We start from the raw sequence: 19,518 nt of genomic DNA, 5'->3' as shown, positions 1-19,518 counted from the left end.
ATGACCACTTTCTGGAGCTGGTACATCACCGTGCTCACCCTGGGCAGCCTGATCGCCCTGGTGTGGCTGCTCTTCGCCACCCGCAGCGGCGAACGCCCCGGCCAATCCGAACAGACCATGGGTCACTCCTTCGACGGCATCGAGGAATATGACAACCCGCTGCCCAAGTGGTGGTTCATGCTGTTCCTCGGCACCCTGATCTTCGCAGGCCTCTATCTGCTGCTGTATCCGGGCCTCGGCAAGTTCTCCGGCATCCTGCCGGGCTATTCCGAAGGCTGGACCCAGGTCAAGCAGTGGGAACGCGAAATGGACAAAGCCGACAAGGAATACGGTCCGATCTTCGCCGGCTACGCCAAGATGCCGGTGGAAGCAGTCGCTCAAGACGAGCGCGCGCTGAAGATGGGCGGTCGCCTGTTCGCCTCCAACTGCTCGGTCTGTCACGGTGCCGATGCCAAGGGTAACCATGGCTTCCCCAACCTGACCGACAACGAGTGGCGCTGGGGCGGTACCCCGGACTCGATCAAGCAGACCATCACCAGCGGCCGTACCGGCATGATGCCGCCGCAAGCCGCGATGATCGGCGAAGAAGGCGTCGTAAACGTCGCCGCCTACGTGCTGACCGAACTGGCTGGCCGCAAACTGCCGGAAGGCGAAACCGCCGACGTCGGTGCGGGTCAGAAGATCTTCGCCAGCAACTGCTTCGCCTGCCATGGCGCGGACGGTAAAGGTACGGCAGCCATGGGCGCACCGAACCTGACCAACCCGAGCGCGTTCATCTACGGCAGCAGCTTCGCGCAACTGCAGCAGACCATCCGCTACGGCCGTACCGGCCATATGCCGGCTCAGCTGCAGTACGTCGGTAGCGAAGACAAGGTTCACCTGCTCGCCGCCTACGTCTACAGCCTGTCGCAGAAGACCCAGCCGGCCGAGGAGAAACTGGCTAGCGAATGATCCACCCTCCGCGGGCGCCACTCGGCGCCCGTACTCCTCCGCTAATGCGACCCGATGTCGCACCTCACTGACCGATTGCACACCGCCCCGTACGACTTGGTCTAAGCTGCCAAATCAGTCGCACCCGGCAACAATTCCTAGGCTATGCCCCTCTTTGGCATCTGCCTGACCGGGCCACGAAGACCGAAACAGGAATGTTTTAAGGGCGCATCAGAAGCCGCTAAGGCCCTGATCGCACAGGCATCCGGCGTTGCAATGGATACCCCGTTTCTCCATACTTGCCGCCGCTTTTTTGCCCTATAAAATTCCATTAACCGTGGTACCCCTAGCATGAGCACAGCAATCAGTCAGACTGCTTATAACTATAAGGTGGTCCGCCAGTTCGCCGTTATGACGGTAATCTGGGGGGTCATCGGGATGGGTCTTGGAGTGTTCATTGCCGCACAGCTCGTGTGGCCGGAACTCAACCTGAACCTGCCGTGGACCAGCTTCGGCCGTCTGCGCCCGCTGCACACCAACGCGGTGATCTTCGCCTTCGGTGGTTGCGCCCTGTTCGCCACGTCCTACTACGTGGTTCAGCGCACCTGCCAGACTCGATTGATCTCCGACAGTCTGGCCGCCTTCACCTTCTGGGGTTGGCAAGCCGTGATCGTGCTGGCGGTGATCACCCTGCCGCTGGGCTACACCTCCTCCAAGGAGTATGCCGAGCTGGAGTGGCCGATCGACATCCTCCTGGCGATCGTCTGGGTCACCTACGCCGCGGTATTCTTCGGCACCATCGTGAAGCGCAAGACCAAACACATTTATGTGGGTAACTGGTTCTTCGGCGGTTTCATCCTGGTGACCGCCATGCTGCATATCGTCAACAGCATGGAAATCCCGGTTACCCTGACCAAGTCCTACTCCCTGTACGCCGGTGCAACCGACGCCATGGTGCAGTGGTGGTACGGTCACAATGCCGTGGGCTTCTTCCTGACCACCGGCTTCCTGGGGATGATGTACTACTTCGTACCCAAGCAGGCCGAGCGTCCGATCTATTCCTATCGCCTGTCCATCGTGCACTTCTGGGCGCTGATCACCCTGTACATCTGGGCCGGTCCGCACCACCTGCACTACACCGCCCTGCCGGACTGGGCCCAGTCCCTCGGCATGGTGATGTCCCTTATTCTGCTGGCTCCGAGCTGGGGCGGCATGATCAACGGTATGATGAGCCTGTCCGGCGCCTGGCATAAGCTGCGCACCGACCCGATCCTGCGCTTCCTGGTGGTATCGCTGGCCTTCTACGGCATGTCCACCTTCGAAGGCCCGATGATGGCCATCAAGACCGTCAACGCCCTCTCCCACTACACCGACTGGACCATCGGCCACGTACACGCCGGCGCCCTCGGCTGGGTAGCGATGATCTCCATCGGCTCCCTGTACCACCTGATCCCGAAAGTCTTCGGCCGCGAGCAGATGCACAGCATCGGCCTGATCAACGCGCACTTCTGGCTAGCGACCATCGGCACCGTGCTGTACATCGCCTCCATGTGGGTCAACGGCATCACTCAGGGTCTGATGTGGCGTGCGGTCAACGAAGACGGCACCCTCACCTACTCCTTCGTTGAGGCGCTCGAGGCCAGCCACCTGGGCTTCCTGGTGCGCATGATCGGTGGCGCGTTCTTCCTCACCGGCATGCTGCTGATGGCTTACAACACCTGGCGTACCGTACGTGCCGCGAAGCAGGCCGAGTACGAAGCCGCTGCCCTGATCCCTGCTGAGGTTGCGCACTGATGGCCGGTAGCAAACACGAGATTTTCGAGAAGAACATCGGCCTGCTGGCCATCGGCATGGTTTTGGCCGTGAGCATCGGTGGTCTGACCCAGATCGTGCCGCTGTTCTTCCAGGACGTCACCAATACCCCGGTGGAAGGCATGAAGCCGCGCACCGCTCTGGAACTGGAAGGCCGCGACATCTACATCAAGGAAGGCTGCGTTGGCTGCCACTCCCAGATGATCCGTCCGTTCCGTGCAGAAACCGAGCGCTACGGCCACTACTCCGTCGCCGGCGAAAGCGTCTGGGACCACCCGTTCCTGTGGGGCTCCAAGCGTACCGGTCCGGACCTGGCCCGCGTCGGCGGCCGCTACTCGGACGACTGGCACCGCGCCCACCTGTACAACCCGCGCAACGTGGTTCCGGAATCGAAGATGCCGGCCTACCCGTGGCTGGTAGAGAACAAGCTCGACGGCAAGGACACTGCCGCCAAGATGAAAGCTCTACGCACCCTGGGCGTGCCGTACACCGACGAGGATATCGCTGGCGCTCGTGATGCCGTCAAAGGCAAAACCGAGATGGACGCCCTGGTCGCCTTCCTGCAAGGCCTGGGTACCTCGATCAAGAACAAACGGTAACGCGCTATGGATATCGGGATGATTCGCGGCATCGGCACCGCAGTAGTCTTCATCGCCTTCGTTGGCGTGGTGCTCTGGGCCTACAACAGCAAGCGCAAGAGCAGCTTCGACGAGGCGGCCAACCTGCCGTTCGCCGATGACGTCCCAGCCAAGAAGCGTGACGAGCAAGATTCTGGGAGCAATAAAGAATGACTTTGTTCTGGAGCATCTATATCAGCGTACTGAGCCTCGGCACCATTGCCGCACTCACCGCGCTGATCTTCGGTGTCCGTAAGGGCCAGCGTGCCGACACCACCGAAGAAACCGTCGGCCACTCCTTCGATGGTATCGAGGAGTTCGACAATCCGCTGCCGAAATGGTGGTTCCTGCTGTTCATCGGCACCATCATCTTCGCCCTCGGCTACCTGGCCCTGTACCCTGGCCTGGGCACTTGGAAAGGCATGCTGCCGGGCTACAACGAAGCCGGCGATGGCAAACCGTTCAGCAGCGGCGAGAGCGGCTGGACCGGTGTGCACGAGTGGGAGCGCGAGATGGTTCGCGCCGACAAGCAGTACGCACCGATCTACGCCAAGTACGCCAACATGCCGATCGAGGAAGTGGCCAAGGACGAGCAAGCCCTGAAAATGGGTGGCCGCCTGTTCGCCTCCAACTGCTCGGTCTGTCACGGCTCCGACGCCAAGGGCGCCTATGGCTTCCCCAACCTCACCGACAGCGAATGGCGCTGGGGTGGCGAACCGGAAACCATCAAACAGACCATCATCGGTGGCCGCCACGGCATGATGCCTGCCCAGGCACCGACCATTGGTGAAGAAGGCGTGCGCAACGTCGCCGCCTACGTGCTGACCGAGCTGGCCGGCCGCAAGCTGCCGGAAGGCGTCACCGCCGATGTGGCCGCTGGTAAGCAAGTGTTCGAAAGCGTCTGCTTCGCCTGTCACACCAAGGAAGGCACCGGCACCCCGGCCATGGGCGCACCGAACCTGACCAACCCGAGCGCGTTCATCTACGGCAGCAGCTACGCTCAACTGCAGCAGACCATCCGCTATGGCCGCAGCGGCAACATGCCGGCGCAGCTGCAGTACGTGGGCAGCGAAGACAAGGTGCACCTGCTGGCCGCTTACGTTTACAGCCTGTCGCACGGCAAGACCGACGCAGCTGTCGAGAAATAAGGCTCCACCCGCCCGGGACGCGACCGCTGGTCGCACCCGGGTAACGCTCGATCAGGCGTACCATAGTGACGTGAAATTCTGACTCCTCCGGCAAGTATCGGAAGAGCACTCACCCAAGCCGTGGTACGACTCCTGATGAGCGAACAGATCCCCGTCCGAAACATCACCCCTCCCCCGGCCAAGAGCGGCGAATCCGTCGACCTCTACGCCAGTCGCGAAAAAATCTACACCCGTGCCTTCACCGGCATGTTCCGCAACCTGCGGCTGGGCGGCGGAGCCTTCCTGTTCCTGCTCTACTTCGGCACCGTCTGGTTAAACTGGAACGAGCGTCAAGCCGTCTGGTGGAACCTGCCGGAGCGCAAATTCTTCATCTTCGGCGCCACCTTCTGGCCGCAGGACTTCGCCCTGCTGTCCTGGTTGCTGATCATCTGTGCCTTCGGCCTGTTCTTCATCACCGTATTCGCCGGTCGCGTCTGGTGCGGCTACACCTGCCCGCAGAGCGTATGGACCTGGGTCTTCATGTGGTGCGAGAAGATCACCGAGGGCGACCGTAACCAGCGCATGAAGCTGGACAAGGCGCCGATGAGCGCCAACAAGTTTGCTCGCAAGGCTGCCAAGCACAGCCTGTGGATCCTCATCGGCCTGGTCACCGGCCTGACCTTCGTCGGCTACTTCTCGCCGATCCGCGACCTGATGCCCAGCCTGCTCAGCGGTGAGGCCGATGGCTGGGCCTACTTCTGGGTCGGTTTCTTCACCCTGGCCACCTACGGCAACGCTGGCTGGCTGCGAGAGCAGGTGTGCATCTACATGTGCCCCTATGCCCGCTTCCAGAGCGTGATGTTCGACAAGGACACCCTGATCGTCTCCTACGACCCACGCCGTGGCGAACACCGTGGCCCGCGCAAGAAGACTGCCGACTACAAGGCCGAAGGTCTGGGTGATTGCATCGACTGCACCATGTGCGTCCAGGTCTGCCCGACCGGCATCGACATCCGTGACGGCCTGCAGGTCGAGTGCATCGGCTGTGCCGCCTGCATCGACGCCTGCGACGCAATCATGGACAAGATGAACTACCCACGCGGCCTGATCAGCTACACAACCGAACACAATCTTTCCGGCCAGAAGACGCACTTGGTGCGCCCGCGCCTGATAGGCTACGCCACCGCACTGGTAGCTATGATCGGCCTGTTCGCCTGGGCCGTGGCCAGCCGCTCGCTGGTGGAAGTCGATGTCCTCAAGGACCGCGTGCTGTATCGCGAGAACGAGGAAGGCCACATCGAGAACGTCTACACCGTGAAGCTGATGAACAAGGCCCAGCGCGACCTGACCTACGTGATCTCCGTCGAAGGCATCGACGGCATCGAGTACGAAGGCAAGAGCGAGGTCAAGGCCGCTGCTGGCGAGGTACTGTCGATTCCGGTGGAGCTTTCCATTCCCCCGGAGAAGCTGCCTTCCAGCGCCAATGAAATACTGTTCAAGGTCCACGCCTTGGAAGATTCGTCCATCGAGAACGACGCTGACAGCCGCTTCATCGGCCCCAGCATACGTTGAACATAGGTCTCCGCATGTCGTCGCAACAAGATCCGGTCATCCCCTGGTACAAAGTCACCTGGGTCTGGCTCATCCTCGGTATCCTCGGCATGTCCGTGGTCCTCGGTACCAGCATGCTGGTGATCGCCACCAAGAACCCTCCGGGGCTGCTGTCGGACAACTATTACGACGTGGGCAAGGGCATCAACACCTCGCTCGAGCGTGAAGAGCTGGCCCAGCGCCTCAAGCTCAAGGCCGATCTGGTAATGGACAACGAGCAAGGCACCGCCACCCTTCACCTGCAGGGCTACAGCAATCCGCCGCAACTGCTGCTCAACCTGATTTCGCCGACCCAACCGGACCGCGATCGTCGCGTGGTGCTGCAGCCCCAGGGCGACGGCAGCTACACCGGCAACCTGCTGGACGCCATCGAGGGCCGCCGCTTCGTCGAATTGATCGGCCAGGAGGGCGGCAAGGACTGGCGTCTGTTTGAGGAAGAGCAAGTGGCCAGCGGCCAGCGCATCCAGCTCGGCGAGTAATTCCAGCCCAGCATGAGCGCCCCCCTTCCCTGCTACCACTGTGGCCTGCCGGTTCCTGCCGGCAGCCGTTTCGAGGCCCGCGTCCTGGATCAGCCGCGGGCCTTCTGCTGCCCGGGCTGCCAGGCCGTGGCCGAAGCGATCGTCGCCGGCGGGCTGGAGAACTACTACCAGCATCGCAGCGACAACGCGGTCAATCCGCAGAGCCTGCCCAAGGCCCTGCCGGAAGAGTTGGCGCTGTATGACCGCGACGAGGTGCAGCAGGGCTTCGTCCAGCACGAGGGCGAGCTCAGCGAGACCAGCCTGCTCATCGAAGGCATCAGCTGCGCCGCCTGCGGCTGGCTGATCGAGAAACACCTGCGCACGCTGCCCGGCATCGCCGAGGCCAATCTCAACCTCTCCAATCAGCGACTACAGGTACGCTGGTCCGACAGCCAACTGCCCCTCAGCCAGTTGCTCGCCGAACTGCGTCGCATCGGCTATGCGGGCCATCCCTGGCAGGCGGACGAAGCCAGCGAGCGCCTGGCTGCCGAAAATCGCAAGTCACTGCGCCAGATCGGCATCGCCGGCCTGCTGTGGATGCAGGTAATGATGGCGACCATGGCCACCTGGCCGGAATTCAACGTGGACCTCTCGCCGGAGCTGGACAAGATCCTGCGCTGGACCAGCCTGTTTCTCACCACCCCCATCGTCTTCTATTGCTGCGGCCAGTTCTTCCGAGGCGCCCTGCGCGACCTGCGCACGCGTCACCTGACCATGGACGTGTCGGTGTCGCTGGCCATCGGCGGCGCCTACGTGGCCGGCATCTGGTCGACCGTCACCGGCGTCGGCGAGCTGTATTTCGACGCGGTGGGCATGTTCGCCCTGTTCCTCCTCGCTGGCCGCTACCTGGAACGACGCGCCCGCGAGCGCACGGCCGCGGCCACCGCGCAGCTGGTCAGCCTGCTGCCGCCCTCGTGCCTGCGCCTGGACGACAGCGGCCAGAGCCAACGCATCCTGCTGCGCGAGCTGGCGGTCGGCGACCGCGTGCTCGTACCGCCCGGCGCCCAGCTGCCGGCGGACGGGCGCATCGTTGCCGGCCAGTCCAGCGTCGACGAATCACTGCTCACCGGAGAATACCTGCCGCTGGCCCGTAGCGAAGGCGACGCCGTCACCGCCGGCACGCTGAATGTCGAAGGCCCGCTGACCGTGCAGGTCGAAGCCCTGGGCAACGATACCCGCCTGTCCGCCATCGTCCGCCTGCTCGAACGCGCCCAGGCGGACAAGCCGCCGATGGCCGAGATGGCCGACCGTGTGGCCCAGTGGTTCCTGATCATCGTGCTCGGCCTGGCAGCCGTGGTCGGCCTGGTCTGGTGGCAGATCGATAGTGAGCGGGCTTTCTGGATCGTGCTGTCGTTGCTCGTCGCCACCTGCCCCTGTGCGTTGTCGCTGGCCACGCCCACGGCCCTCACCACCGCCACCGGCAGCCTGCACAAGCTTGGCCTGCTGCTGACCCGCGGCCACGTGCTGGAAGGCCTGAAGCACATCGACACGGTGATCTTCGACAAGACCGGCACCCTCAGCGAGGGGCGCCTGACCCTGGAGCACATCGAGCCCCTGCGTGAGCTGGACGCCGACACCTGCCTGGCTCTGGCGGCGGCGCTCGAACAGGGCTCGGAACATCCCATCGCCCGTGCTTTCGGCCACAGCGCGCGTACCGCCGAACAGTTGGTCAGCGAGCCAGGTCAAGGTCTGGAAGGTGTACTTGACGGCCGCCGCCTGCGCATCGGCCAGCCGACCTATGTCGCCGCACTGGCCGGCCATGGCGCACCGAGCATTCCCGGCGAGCATGGGCAGTGGCTGCTGCTTGGTGACGAACACGGACCACTGGCCTGGTTCGTCCTTGGTGATCGCCTGCGCGAGGACGCGCCCGAGTTACTCGCCGCCTGCCGCGCCCAAGGCTGGCAGATCATCCTGCTGTCAGGTGACACCTCGCCCATGGTCGGTGAAGTGGCGCGCCAGCTGGGCATCGACGACGCCCGGGGCGGACTGACGCCAGATGCCAAACTCGCCGTACTCAAGGACCTGCATGAACGTGGCCGGCGAGTCCTGATGCTCGGAGACGGAGTCAACGACGTACCGGTGCTGGCCGGCGCCGACATCAGCGTGGCCATGGGCAGCGCCACCGACCTGGCCAAGACCAGCGCCGACGCCGTGCTGCTGTCCAACCGTCTCGGCAGCCTTGTGCAAGCCTTCGCCCTCGCCCGCCGCACACGCCGCATCATCATCGAGAACCTGTCTTGGGCGACTCTGTACAATGGCCTGGTGCTGCCGTTCGCCGCCCTCGGCTGGGTCACCCCGCTCTGGGCCGCGCTCGGCATGTCGGTCAGCTCGCTGCTGGTGGTGCTCAACGCCCTGCGCCTGGCCCGTCTGTAGGGTGGATCGCGTTTCATCGATCCACCACAACGCTGCAATGGTGGATGTAAACAGCGATATCCACCCCAAGCCTGGTACGTATCCGGAGACTCCATGTCTGCCATCTACATCCTGATCCCGATTGCCGTGGCCCTGGTAGGCTTCGCCATCTGGCTGTTCGTCTGGGCCGTGGACAACGGCCAGTACGACGACCTGGACAGCCCGGCCCACAGCATCCTGTTCGACGACGAAGACCCGCAGCACAAGGCTGGTATCGCCGAGGCCGACAAGGACGAAACCACCCAGGAAGAGCCGCGTGCCTGAGCTGGCCCCGCTGCTGATGTCGGCCATGATCCTCGGCCTGCTCGGCGGCGGCCACTGCCTGGGCATGTGCGGTGGCCTGATGGGCGCACTGACCCTGGCCATTCCCCCCGAACAACGCGCCCACCGCTTTCGCCTGCTGCTGGCCTACAACCTTGGCCGCATCCTCAGCTATACCAGTGCCGGCCTGTTGATTGGACTCGCGGGCTGGGCCGTGGCCAGCAGTCCGGCTGCTATGGTTCTGCGCGTGATCGCCGCGCTGCTGCTGATCGCCATGGGTCTGTACCTGGCAGGCTGGTGGAGCGGACTGACCCGCATCGAAGGTCTCGGCCGCCACCTCTGGCGCCACCTGCAACCTATCGCCAGTCGCCTGATGCCGGTCAGCAGCCTGCCGCGTGCGCTGCTGCTAGGCGCCGTCTGGGGCTGGCTGCCATGCGGTTTGGTCTACAGCACCCTGCTATGGGCCTCCAGCCAAGGCTCGCCGACCGACAGCGCACTGCTGATGCTGGCCTTCGGCCTGGGCACCTGGCCGGTATTGCTGGCCACCGGTATGGCGGCGGAACGACTGACCAGCCTGTTGCGCAAGCGCGGGGTGCGTGTTGCGGGCGGCGTGTTGGTGATTCTGTTCGGCATCTGGACGATGCCCGGCCCACACCAACATTGGCTGATGGGCCACTGACAGCCCCCTACCGTCGCTCAAGAAGCGGGATTGATCTCGAGCATCTCTGCTCGGCGAAGCGGCCTGGCACCCGCTTGGCTGCTGGGCTGGCTGAACATGCGACAGCCTGACTCAGATCAAGAGCCGGCCCGATGCAGCCCCTAGACTGGCAACACTGTCACTCCAGGGATTATCCAATGCTCGACGCCATCCGCTGGGACGCAGACCTGATCCGTCGCTACGACCGGCCAGGCCCGCGCTACACCTCCTACCCCACCGCCGTGCAGTTCCTCGGCGATATCGGCTCCTTCGACCTGCTGCATGCCCTGCGTGACAGCCGCAAGGCACAGCGTCCGCTGTCCCTGTACGTACACGTGCCGTTCTGCGCCAACATCTGCTACTACTGTGCCTGCAACAAGGTGATCACCAAGGATCGTGGGCGTGCACAGCCCTACCTCGAACACCTGGAGCAGGAGATCGCCCTTGTCGCCTGCCATCTGGACAAGAACCAGATAGTCGAGCAACTGCATTTCGGCGGCGGCACCCCGACCTTCCTCAGCCACGACGAGCTGCGCCGCCTGATGGGCAGCCTGCGCCAGCATTTCCACTTGCTGGATGACGACAGTGGCGACTACGGCATAGAGATCGACCCGCGCGAAGCCGACTGGTCAACCATGGGACTGCTCCGCGAGCTTGGTTTCAATCGCGTCAGCATCGGCGTACAGGATCTCGACCCGGACGTACAACGCGCCATCAATCGCCTGCAGACCCTGGAACAGACCCGTGCCATCGTCGATGCCGCCCACGCGCTGCAATACCGCTCCGTGAACATCGACCTGATCTACGGCCTGCCACGGCAGACTCCGGAGCGCTTTGCCCGAACCGTCGCCGAGGTCATCGCGCTGCAACCGGATCGACTCTCGGTGTTCAACTACGCGCACCTGCCGGAGCGCTTCATGCCACAACGTCGGATCAACGCCGACGAGTTACCCGCTCCGGCGGACAAGCTCGCCATGCTGCAGGGCAGCATCGAGCAGCTCACAGCCGCCGGTTATCGCTACATCGGCATGGATCACTTCGCCCTGCCCGACGACGAGCTGGCCATGGCCCAGGAAGACGGCACCCTGCAACGCAATTTCCAGGGCTATACCACCCACGGACATTGCGACCTGATCGGCCTGGGCGTTTCTGCCATCAGCCAGGTTGGCGACCTCTATAGCCAGAACAGCAGCGATCTGTCCAACTACCAGCAGAGCCTCGGCAATGGCCAGCTGGCCACCCAACGTGGCCTGCTTTGCGTCGAAGACGACCGCATCCGCCGCGCCGTAATCCAGGCACTGATCTGCCAGTTCCAGTTGAGTTTCCGCGAGATCGAGCAGCGCTTTGCCATCGACTTCCGCAGCTACTTCTCGGCCATCTGGCCGCAACTGCAGCAGTTGGCCCGCGACGGTCTTATCGACCTGAACGACCAGGGCATCGAAGTCCGCCCGGCCGGGCGCCTGCTGGTGCGCTCACTGTGCATGCTGTTCGACCACTACCTGGAGCAGCAGAACCAGCAGCGCTTCTCGCGAGTGATCTGATGCCTACGGGTTGCCGCCCTAGCGGCGGCGGCCCATCAGGACATCGACAGCTTGACCGCTTGCATGCGCTGGTCGTCGCTGAGACGCTCATCCTTGAGAGCATCGGCCAGGTTCATCTGCGCGGCGGTCAGTGCACTCTGCAGTGAAGCCAACTCCCCACGAAGGGCCTCCGCCCGCGCCTGCTTGATGTCCGGGTCCATGTCCCGATCCGCCGCCAGGGCCTGCAACTCGGCTTGTTTTTCAGCGACCTGCTGACGCAGCGCCCGGATGAGCTTGACGAGTTCCTTGATGTTGTCGGGCAGATCGGCCTCGTCCACATCATCATTCTTCTCCGCGGCCCGAGACTTCCCCAGCTCGGACAGGGTGACCCGCAGGCCTTCCTGCACTTCACGCTCACTGGGCTCCTCGCCCCTCTCCCGAGCAGCGTGGCGCTGAATCGCCACGCCCAACCGCTCGGTCAGCCCGCCTACATCCACCTTCAGCATGGAGTTACCCTCGACGCGTTTCCTTACGAGAATATCGGGCGATGAACAGGAAACTTGAGCTTTCGGTCAGCCATTTTTGCAATCAACCATGGTCGTGCTGGCCCCGGCGCGGGCCCATGGGTTAACCTTTATCTTCGTGTGTGATCTCCAGTCAGGGATTTCCGATGTCAGAAACGATCAAGGTTCACAGCTCCCACCAGGCCCACTGCAAGGATTGCAGCCTGGCGCCTCTCTGCCTGCCGCTGTCGCTGAACCTGGAAGACATGGATGCCCTGGACCGTATCGTCAAGCGCGGGCGCCCGCTGAAGAAGGGCGAATTCCTGTTCCGCCAGGGCGATGCTTTCGACTCGGTTTTCGCCGTGCGAGCCGGCGCCCTCAAGACCTTCACCCTGAGTGACTCGGGCGAAGAACAGATCACCGGCTTCCATCTGCCCAGCGAGCTGGTCGGCCTGTCCGGTGTCGATACGGAGTTCTATCCGGTCTCGTCCCAGGCCCTGGAAACCACCTCGGTGTGCGAGATTCCCTTCGAGCGGCTGGACGAGCTGTCGGTGCAGTTGCCACAGCTGCGCCGCCAGCTGATGCGGGTGATGAGCCGCGAGATTCGCGACGACCAGCAGATGATGTTGCTGCTCTCGAAGAAAACCGCGGACGAGCGTATCGCCACATTCCTGGTCAACCTGTCGGCCCGCTTCCGCGCCCGTGGCTTCTCGGCCAACCAGTTCCGCCTGGCCATGTCGCGCAACGAGGTCGGCAATTACCTGGGGCTGGCCGTGGAAACCGTGTCCCGCGTGTTCACCCGCTTCCAGCAGAACGGCCTGATCAATGCCGAAGGCAAGGAAGTACAGATCCTCGATCCGATCGAGCTGTGCGCCCTGGCTGGCGGCAACATGCCCGACTAGGAGCACCGATGATCTTCGACGAATTCGCCATCAAGTCGCTGATTCGCCCGGTACCGGACTTCCCCAAGCCCGGCGTGGTATTCCGTGATATCACTCCGCTGTTCCAGTCACCGCGTGCGTTGCGCATGGTGGTGGACAGCTTCATCCAGCGCTACGTCGAAACCGAGTTCAGCCATATCGCTGCCATGGATGCCCGCGGCTTCCTGTTCGGCTCAATCATGGCTTACGAGCTGAACAAGCCGCTGATCCTGTTCCGCAAGCAGGGTAAGCTGCCAGCGGAGGTGCTCGCCGAGAGCTATCAGACCGAATACGGCGAAGCGCTGCTGGAAGTGCACGCCGACAGCCTGTGTGAAGGCGACCGTGTGCTGGTCTTCGATGACCTGATTGCCACCGGCGGCACGCTACTGGCCGCCGCGCGCCTGGTGCGCCGTCTGGGTGCTACCGTGCACGAGGCAGCCGCGATCATCGACCTACCCGAGCTGGGCGGGTCGCAAAAGCTGCAGGATATGGGCATTCCCGTATTCACACTCACGGCTTTCGAACTCAGCGAAAGCTGAAGCCCCCTCCGAATCGACGGGCATCGCCCTGACCAGCTCTCCTCGCCGTCACTCCTGTCATCTCACCGACCGCGAGAGCACCTCTCCCGCATCAATCTGATCGAAAAGTCAAAGTCCGTAGCCATGCGCGCGTACGTCATAGCTGATCGACGTGTAAGCCATAGGTGACTGCGATCGCCAGCAAAAATCCATCACTCAGAAAAACCATAAGACTCTCAAAAGGTTATCTAACACCTAGCCACAGCCCCCTATGCCGTCACATTTGAGGCACGTCTCTCGCTGAACTATGGTCCCAATTGAGTGGAGCTTTTCGCCTCGAGGGATGGATCAGCCATGAGCCACTTCGCAAGAATCTCGGCAATTCTATTGAGTGTCGCAGGGACTTCGGCCTGGGCCGCCGGGGAAATTCAAGGCCAGATGAGCGTGCAGATCACGGTGGGGACCGGATGTACCGTCACCAATGGCAGCGAGACGGGAGGCGTCAACAACTTCGGCTCCCTGACCTTCGGTGACTACACCAATCTGGACAACACCATCGATGGCCGCTCCGTTGGCAACGCCGGCGGCGCCTCGTTCGGATTGGAATGCAGCGTCGGCACCAACTACAGCATCGCCATCAGTGGAGGCGCCAATCCCAACGGCAGCCAGAGGCGCATGCAGAACGGCGGGCAGTTCGTTTCCTACAACCTGTACCAGGACAGTGCTCGCTCTGTTCCCTGGGGTGATGGAGGTGCTACTGGCACAGTGCTGACCGGCAGCGGCACCGGTGCCGACGAAGAGGTGATCGTCTATGGCCGAGTACCGGCTCAGGCCACACCGGCGCCCGGCACTTACAACGATACGGTCCAGGTAACCGTGACCTGGTAGGAAGGCGGGAAAACAGCTCAGGGATGAAAAATGCGCCGCACATCGCTTACGTGGCTCATAACAGCGCTCTTGCTCGGCTCGAGCGAGCTGCCGGCAGTCGACAAGACCGCTACCATCGGCCTGAGTGTCGAGGTGCTTCCCGCCTGTCAGGCAGGTACCGTCACCGGTGGGGGCGTCAGCTTCGGCGCTCTGGATTTCGGCACTCACTTCGCGCTCAACAACACCCTCAGCAAGGCCGGCCAACCCAATGCCGGCGCGGTGCGGGTCAACTGCCAGCAGAATGTTCCCTATCGAGTGCTGATCAATGGCGGACAGAGCGGCGTGGTTGGCAATCGCCGGATGCTCGGTCCCGGCGCCGCACAGATCTCCTACAACCTCTATACCGCCGCCGACTATGCCACCGTCTGGGATAACAGCACTGGCGTGACCGGCATCGGCAACGGGCAGGACCAATGGCTGCCCGTCTACGGCCGCATACCGGCGCAGGCCGTGCCCCAGGCAGGTAATTACAGTGATGTTCTGACCGTCACGGTGGGCTGGTGATGTGGCTCCGGCAGCCCACCATGCGGGTGCTGCTCATCGCCTGGCCCTGGCTCGCCCTCGCATGGCTGCCGCCTGCTCGGGCAGACACCGGCGTCAACGACCAGCTCATCAGCCGCAGCTTCGAACTACGGGCGCAGATCGTGCCCGGCTGCCTGCTGGGCACCGGGGGAAGCGACGTCACGACGTTTGGAACAATCTCGTTCGGCCAGGTCAGTACCCTCGGCAGCAATCGGGATACGGTCAGCTCACCGGGAAGTGGTTCGATCACTCTGCAGTGCTCACCCGGCACACCAGTGACTCTGTCACTCAATGCAGGCAACAACGCCACCAGCGTCGGTACCGGCCGCTTCCTGGCGAGGGGCAGCGAGCGACTGCGTTATCAGCTCTACCAGGACGCCGGCTACAGCGTGATCTGGGGCAACGGCAGCAACGGCGGCATCAGCCTGAGCACTGCCTTTCCCGCGAGTGGGGCGAGCCAGACCTATCCGGTTTACGCCCGGCTGTTCGCCGTCAGCCCCATGCCCTCGGCAGGTTTCTATCTGGATACCGTCACAGTGACCCTGACCTATTGAATGACCATGACTCGCTCACCTCCCCCTACCCCCACTCGACTGCGCTGGTTGCTGCTGGCGAGCTGGCTGACCGCACAGACTTGCGGGGCCGCCAGCTCGATTCTGATCTGGCCGATCAACCCTCTGATCGAGGCCGATCAGAAAGCCGTGGCGCTGTGGCTGGAAAATCGCGGAGCAGCCCCGGTGGACCTGCAGATACGCGTGCTGGCCTGGCAACAGACGGGCTTCGAGGACCAGCTGATTCCGCAGAAGCAGGTGGTTGGCAGTCCGCCAATGACCACATTGCAACCAGGCAAACGGCAGCTGGTACGCCTGGTCAACCTGCAATCACCGCCACCGGGCGCCTCGCAGAGCTATCGGGTACTGGTGGACGAGGTCCTGCCTCCTTCCGAACGGCCCCCACAGCTCGGTGTGCAGTTCCAGATGCGTTATTCGGTCCCGCTTTTCGTCCTTGGCAATGGGGCCTACCTGGACGATGGCATCGATGACGCGTCGCACAAGGGCCAAGGACTCGCGCCCCAGCTGCGTTACCGGATCGAAGCACAGAACGGCCAGCGCTTTCTCCTTATCCAGAACAGAGGTCCGGCCCATGCACGGCTGTCGCAAGTCAGCCTGCACCATGGAGCCAACACATTCAGCCTCGCTCAGGGTCTGCTCGGCTACGTGCTCCCCGGTGCCGAGATGCGCTGGCAGCTCCCTCCCGCTGCACCTGAGCAGGGTCGCCTGCAGGCACGGATCAACGAATGGCAAGAACTGCAGGATATTCCGCGCCAGTAGCTGGCTGCACTGCCTCGTCCTCTGGGCAGCGCTGTTCGTGCTCCCACTCCAGGCGGCGTCCCAGGAAGAGCTGGAGGCAGCCGATCAGCTCTATCTGGAGCTGGTGGTGAACGAGCTGCCGAGCGGCAAGGTACTGCAGGTGCAGTCTCTGCGCGGGCACCTATATATGGAGCGCGGCGAGCTGGTAGCCGTGGGCGTGCCTCTGGAGGCCAGCGGAGACCCTTGGGTGGCGCTCGACTCGATCGCCGGGTTGATCAACGAGTACCGGCAGGACAGCCAGCAACTGCATCTCACGCTGCCGAGCGAGTGGCTTCCCCGCCAGCAGTTCGGAACGTCCCGTACCATTGACTCTCTGCCCGCACAGAGCTCGCTCGGTGCACTGTTCAACTACGACCTGTATTACAGCGATAGCGACAATGGAGCCCACTACGCCAATACATGGCTGGAGCAGCGGGTTTTCGATGGTTTCGGGGTCTTCTCCAACACCGGGGTGTATCGGCACAGCTTCGGCGACACCGCGTACCATGATGGTTACATTCGCTATGACACCAGCTGGCGCTTCAACCGCCAGGATGAGCTGACCAGCTACGGCGGAGGCGACCTGGTGACGGATGCGTTGACCTGGAGCCGCGCCGTGCGCATTGGCGGACTGCAGATTGCACGCAACTTCGCTCTGCGCCCCGACCTGATCACCTACCCCCTGCCCCAGTTCGATGGTGACGCCACAGTCCCCAGCACGCTGGATCTGTTCATCGATAACTCACGAGTGGGCAGCGAGATACTGCGCCCTGGACCCTTCACGCTAAACACCGTCCCGTACATCAGCGGTGCCGGCACCGCGACACTGGTCACTACCGACGCCCTGGGCCGCCAGGTAACCACCACCGTACCGTTCTACGTAACCGACACGCTGCTCCGCAAAGGGCTGTTCGACTACTCGCTCTCGGCCGGCAAGCTGCGCAGGGAGTACGGCATGGAGAACTTCTCCTACGGCAGCCTGGCCGGTAGTGGATCGCTGCGCTATGGCATAACCGATCGGCTCACTCTGGAAGGTCATGCGGAAATCGGCGACGACCTGCAGCTGGGTGGTATCGGCGGCACCTTCGGCCTGGGCATGCTGGGCACGCTCACCACCTCTGTCAGCCAAAGCCAGGGACTCGGCAACGGAAGGCAGTACAGCCTGGGCTACAGCTACTATTCCAGGCGCTTCGGCATTACCGCGCAGCGCATCGAACGTACCGAGGATTACGCCGACCTTAGCCTGGTCAGCACGCTCGAGGAAGGCGGAGCCTTGAGCCAGCTGACCAAGCGCAGCGACCAACTCACCCTCAGCGTCAGCCCTGAGCGGCTGGGCTCCTTCGGCATCGGCTACTTCGCCAATGAAGAACATGACGGCACGCGTACCCGTTTGATCAACCTGTCATGGTCCAGAAGCCTCAAGGGGAGCAGCAGCCTGTACGTATCATTCAACCGGCAGATCGGCGAGTCCGGTTATTCGGCTCAGGCGCAGCTGGTAATTCCCTTCGACCTGCTGTCCACCGTAGCCGTCGGCGTCGAGCGCAATAGCAATGGCGAGCAGCGCGCCCGAGTCAACTACAGCCATAGCCCCCCCAGCCAGGGCGGAATCGGCTGGAACCTGGGCTACGCGAGTGGTGAGGAGGAGTACCGCCAGGCGGACGTTACCTGGCGTACCGCCAAGGCGCAGCTGCAGGCCGGTGCCTATCGCGACGGCAGTGTCACCACCCACTGGGGTGGCGTCAGTGGCTCGCTGGTAGCGATGCAGGGGCAGGTGTTCGCCAGCAACAGGATCGACGACGCTTTCGTGGTGGTCAGCACAGGGGGATATCCACAAGTACCGGTGCATTTCGAACACCAACTGCTCGGCCAGACCGATGAAAATGGCTACCTGCTCGTACCCTGGGTGCCTTCGTACTACCCCGGCCAATACGAAATCGACCCGCTCGGGCTGCCCAGCAACGTACACAGCGGCGAGACCCAGCGCCAGATTGCCGTGCATGAGGGCAGCGGCGCCCTATTGCAGTTCGATCTGAAGCGAAGCCTGGCCGCCAGCATCAGCCTCGTGGATGTCGACGGCAACGTGCTGCCACGCGGAGCCTCGGTCATCCATCACCCATCGGGTCAGAAGACCTACGTCGGCTGGGATGGCCAGGTCTACCTGGAGGGATTGGCGGCGGACAATCTGCTGGAGGTTCATCTCGGCAAGGGCGAGGCCTGTATCAGTAGATTCGCGCTGGATCCGGCCGCGCTGGAGATGGCCCTGATCGGTCCCGTGCCCTGCCTGGTGGAGAGCGCGAGACCATGACTGGCAACTGGCTGAGGACGGTGCTCCTGGCGCTGTGCACACTACTGGTCTCCACTCAGGCGCTACCCTGCAATACCTACACCGCCGCGGTCAGCCTGGGCAACACCAACTCCCTGAGCCTGCGTACGCTTCAGCAACAGGCCACCGCAGGAGCCGGGCTATCCTGCCCTGGCGTGCTGACACTCCTTAGCGCTGCCTATGTGAGAGTCACCCTCAACAGCACCAGCCCGCTGGTTCTGTCCGATGGCAATGGCAATCAGGTACCGTTCCGGATCTACCAGGACACCGGCTTCGCCCAGCCACTGCTGAGCGGCCAGCCGCAGCAACTCGGCAACGTCAGCCTGCTGACACTCGGAGCGACATCATCGGCCATCGCCCTGTACTTCCGCACGGATCTGGGGCCAAACGTACCTGCCGGCACCTACACGGCCAGCGTCGTCCTCCGCTGGGACTGGGCCATCTGTACCATCGGGGCCATCAACCTGTGCTCATGGGCACGCAGCCCGGGAGTGACCCAGACCTGCCCTCTCGGCATCTGTGGGGCACCGACCAACTGGGGCAGCGGCTCGCTGGCGACCGTGAACATCACACTGGTAGTCACCAAGGCCTGCCTGATAAACAGCGCTCCGGCAGTCAATTTCGGGGCGCACGCCTTGATCAGCCAGTTCACGGCTCAGACCCAGTCCGTATCGGTAACATGCACCAACACCGAGGGATTCACCATCAGCTTCGACAACGGTCAGAACTTCTCCTCGCCCTGGCGCCGAATGGCCAACAGCGGGCAGTACCTGCGCTACCACCTGTACCGACCGAACGGCACTACCGTATGGAACGCAGCCACACCGCTGAGCGCTGCTGGAACGGGTAACGCGCAGAGCTTCACCTACCAGGCGATCATCGACCCTGGCCAGCCCAATACACCGGCTGGCACCTATATCGACAATGTGCTGCTGATCATCAACTACTGAT

General features: G+C 63.0%; 20 protein-coding genes. 19 read left to right on the top strand and 1 reads right to left on the bottom strand.

The window, feature by feature from the left end; all coding sequences use genetic code 11:
- From ccoP (IB234_RS18685) to hemN, 11 genes are all read left to right on the top strand, one after another.
- A complete protein-coding gene (gene ccoP / locus IB234_RS18685) occupies positions 1 to 951 on the top strand; it encodes a cytochrome-c oxidase, cbb3-type subunit III (RefSeq protein WP_192320720.1) in 951 nt (316 codons plus the stop codon).
- A 330-nt stretch (positions 952 to 1,281) separates the two neighbouring features.
- Positions 1,282 to 2,724 carry a cytochrome-c oxidase, cbb3-type subunit I gene (gene ccoN / locus IB234_RS18680; protein WP_192320718.1) on the top strand — a complete coding sequence of 481 codons (1,443 nt, stop codon included), beginning with the start codon at positions 1,282 to 1,284 and terminating at the stop codon, positions 2,722 to 2,724.
- Positions 2,724 to 3,341: a cytochrome-c oxidase, cbb3-type subunit II gene (gene ccoO, locus IB234_RS18675; RefSeq protein WP_192320716.1), complete on the top strand. Its 618-nt coding sequence runs from the start codon at positions 2,724 to 2,726 to the stop codon at positions 3,339 to 3,341. Before ccoN ends, ccoO begins: the two co-directional genes overlap by 1 nt.
- A gap of 6 nt (positions 3,342 to 3,347) precedes the next feature.
- A complete protein-coding gene (locus IB234_RS18670) occupies positions 3,348 to 3,533 on the top strand; it encodes a cbb3-type cytochrome oxidase subunit 3 (RefSeq protein WP_192320714.1) in 186 nt (61 codons plus the stop codon).
- Positions 3,530 to 4,507 carry a cytochrome-c oxidase, cbb3-type subunit III gene (gene ccoP / locus IB234_RS18665; protein ID WP_192320712.1) on the top strand — a complete coding sequence of 326 codons (978 nt, stop codon included), beginning with the start codon at positions 3,530 to 3,532 and terminating at the stop codon, positions 4,505 to 4,507. Before IB234_RS18670 ends, ccoP (IB234_RS18665) begins: the two co-directional genes overlap by 4 nt.
- 135 nt (positions 4,508 to 4,642) lie before the next feature.
- A complete protein-coding gene (ccoG, locus tag IB234_RS18660; RefSeq protein ID WP_192320711.1) occupies positions 4,643 to 6,058 on the top strand; it encodes a cytochrome c oxidase accessory protein CcoG in 1,416 nt (471 codons plus the stop codon).
- A 14-nt stretch (positions 6,059 to 6,072) separates the two neighbouring features.
- The gene (locus IB234_RS18655) at positions 6,073 to 6,576 is read left to right on the top strand and encodes a FixH family protein (protein ID WP_192320709.1); all 504 of its coding nucleotides are present in this window, start codon (positions 6,073 to 6,075) and stop codon (positions 6,574 to 6,576) included.
- Between the two features lie 12 nt (positions 6,577 to 6,588).
- Complete coding sequence (locus IB234_RS18650) at positions 6,589 to 8,988, top strand: heavy metal translocating P-type ATPase (protein ID WP_192320707.1); 2,400 nt, start codon at positions 6,589 to 6,591, stop codon at positions 8,986 to 8,988.
- A 93-nt stretch (positions 8,989 to 9,081) separates the two neighbouring features.
- Positions 9,082 to 9,291, top strand: coding sequence for a cbb3-type cytochrome oxidase assembly protein CcoS (gene ccoS, locus IB234_RS18645; protein ID WP_192320704.1), 210 nt, complete (start codon positions 9,082 to 9,084; stop codon positions 9,289 to 9,291).
- A complete protein-coding gene (locus IB234_RS18640; protein ID WP_192320702.1) occupies positions 9,284 to 9,967 on the top strand; it encodes a sulfite exporter TauE/SafE family protein in 684 nt (227 codons plus the stop codon). Before ccoS ends, IB234_RS18640 begins: the two co-directional genes overlap by 8 nt.
- Positions 9,968 to 10,143: 176 nt before the next feature.
- Positions 10,144 to 11,526 carry an oxygen-independent coproporphyrinogen III oxidase gene (hemN, locus tag IB234_RS18635; protein ID WP_192320700.1) on the top strand — a complete coding sequence of 461 codons (1,383 nt, stop codon included), beginning with the start codon at positions 10,144 to 10,146 and terminating at the stop codon, positions 11,524 to 11,526.
- A 35-nt stretch (positions 11,527 to 11,561) separates the two neighbouring features.
- Here hemN and IB234_RS18630 read toward each other — a convergent pair whose 3' ends face one another.
- Complete coding sequence (locus IB234_RS18630) at positions 11,562 to 12,011, bottom strand: hypothetical protein (protein ID WP_192320698.1); 450 nt, start codon at positions 12,009 to 12,011, stop codon at positions 11,562 to 11,564.
- 164 nt (positions 12,012 to 12,175) lie between these two features.
- On the opposite strand from IB234_RS18630, the gene fnr reads away from it, so the two are divergent.
- The 8 genes from fnr (at position 12,176) to IB234_RS18590 (ending at position 19,517) form a co-directional block, all read left to right on the top strand.
- The gene (gene fnr, locus IB234_RS18625) at positions 12,176 to 12,910 is read left to right on the top strand and encodes a fumarate/nitrate reduction transcriptional regulator Fnr (RefSeq protein WP_192320697.1); all 735 of its coding nucleotides are present in this window, start codon (positions 12,176 to 12,178) and stop codon (positions 12,908 to 12,910) included.
- Between the two features lie 8 nt (positions 12,911 to 12,918).
- Entirely contained in the window at positions 12,919 to 13,467 is a 549-nt protein-coding gene (locus IB234_RS18620) for an adenine phosphoribosyltransferase (RefSeq protein WP_192320696.1), read from the top strand.
- A gap of 417 nt (positions 13,468 to 13,884) precedes the next feature.
- Positions 13,885 to 14,334 carry a spore coat U domain-containing protein gene (locus tag IB234_RS18615; RefSeq protein WP_263864201.1) on the top strand — a complete coding sequence of 150 codons (450 nt, stop codon included), beginning with the start codon at positions 13,885 to 13,887 and terminating at the stop codon, positions 14,332 to 14,334.
- Positions 14,335 to 14,403: 69 nt separating this feature from the next.
- A complete protein-coding gene (locus tag IB234_RS18610) occupies positions 14,404 to 14,877 on the top strand; it encodes a spore coat U domain-containing protein (RefSeq protein WP_225580675.1) in 474 nt (157 codons plus the stop codon).
- Between the two features lie 20 nt (positions 14,878 to 14,897).
- Positions 14,898 to 15,449, top strand: coding sequence for a spore coat U domain-containing protein (locus IB234_RS18605; RefSeq protein WP_192320693.1), 552 nt, complete (start codon positions 14,898 to 14,900; stop codon positions 15,447 to 15,449).
- Positions 15,450 to 15,455: 6 nt separating this feature from the next.
- Positions 15,456 to 16,226 (top strand): molecular chaperone, encoded by a 771-nt coding sequence (locus tag IB234_RS18600; RefSeq protein WP_192320692.1) that lies wholly within the window; start codon positions 15,456 to 15,458, stop codon positions 16,224 to 16,226.
- 37 nt (positions 16,227 to 16,263) lie between these two features.
- Positions 16,264 to 18,549, top strand: coding sequence for a fimbria/pilus outer membrane usher protein (locus IB234_RS18595; RefSeq protein ID WP_318652050.1), 2,286 nt, complete (start codon positions 16,264 to 16,266; stop codon positions 18,547 to 18,549).
- Positions 18,546 to 19,517 carry a spore coat U domain-containing protein gene (locus IB234_RS18590; protein ID WP_192320691.1) on the top strand — a complete coding sequence of 324 codons (972 nt, stop codon included), beginning with the start codon at positions 18,546 to 18,548 and terminating at the stop codon, positions 19,515 to 19,517. Before IB234_RS18595 ends, IB234_RS18590 begins: the two co-directional genes overlap by 4 nt.
- Position 19,518 lies beyond the last annotated feature (1 nt).

It is taken from the genome of Pseudomonas sp. PDM16, assembly GCF_014851865.1.
Lineage (GTDB): Bacteria > Pseudomonadota > Gammaproteobacteria > Pseudomonadales > Pseudomonadaceae > Aquipseudomonas.
Note: the sequence above shows the minus strand (reverse complement) of the source record. Positions and strands in the feature narration are given on the sequence as shown.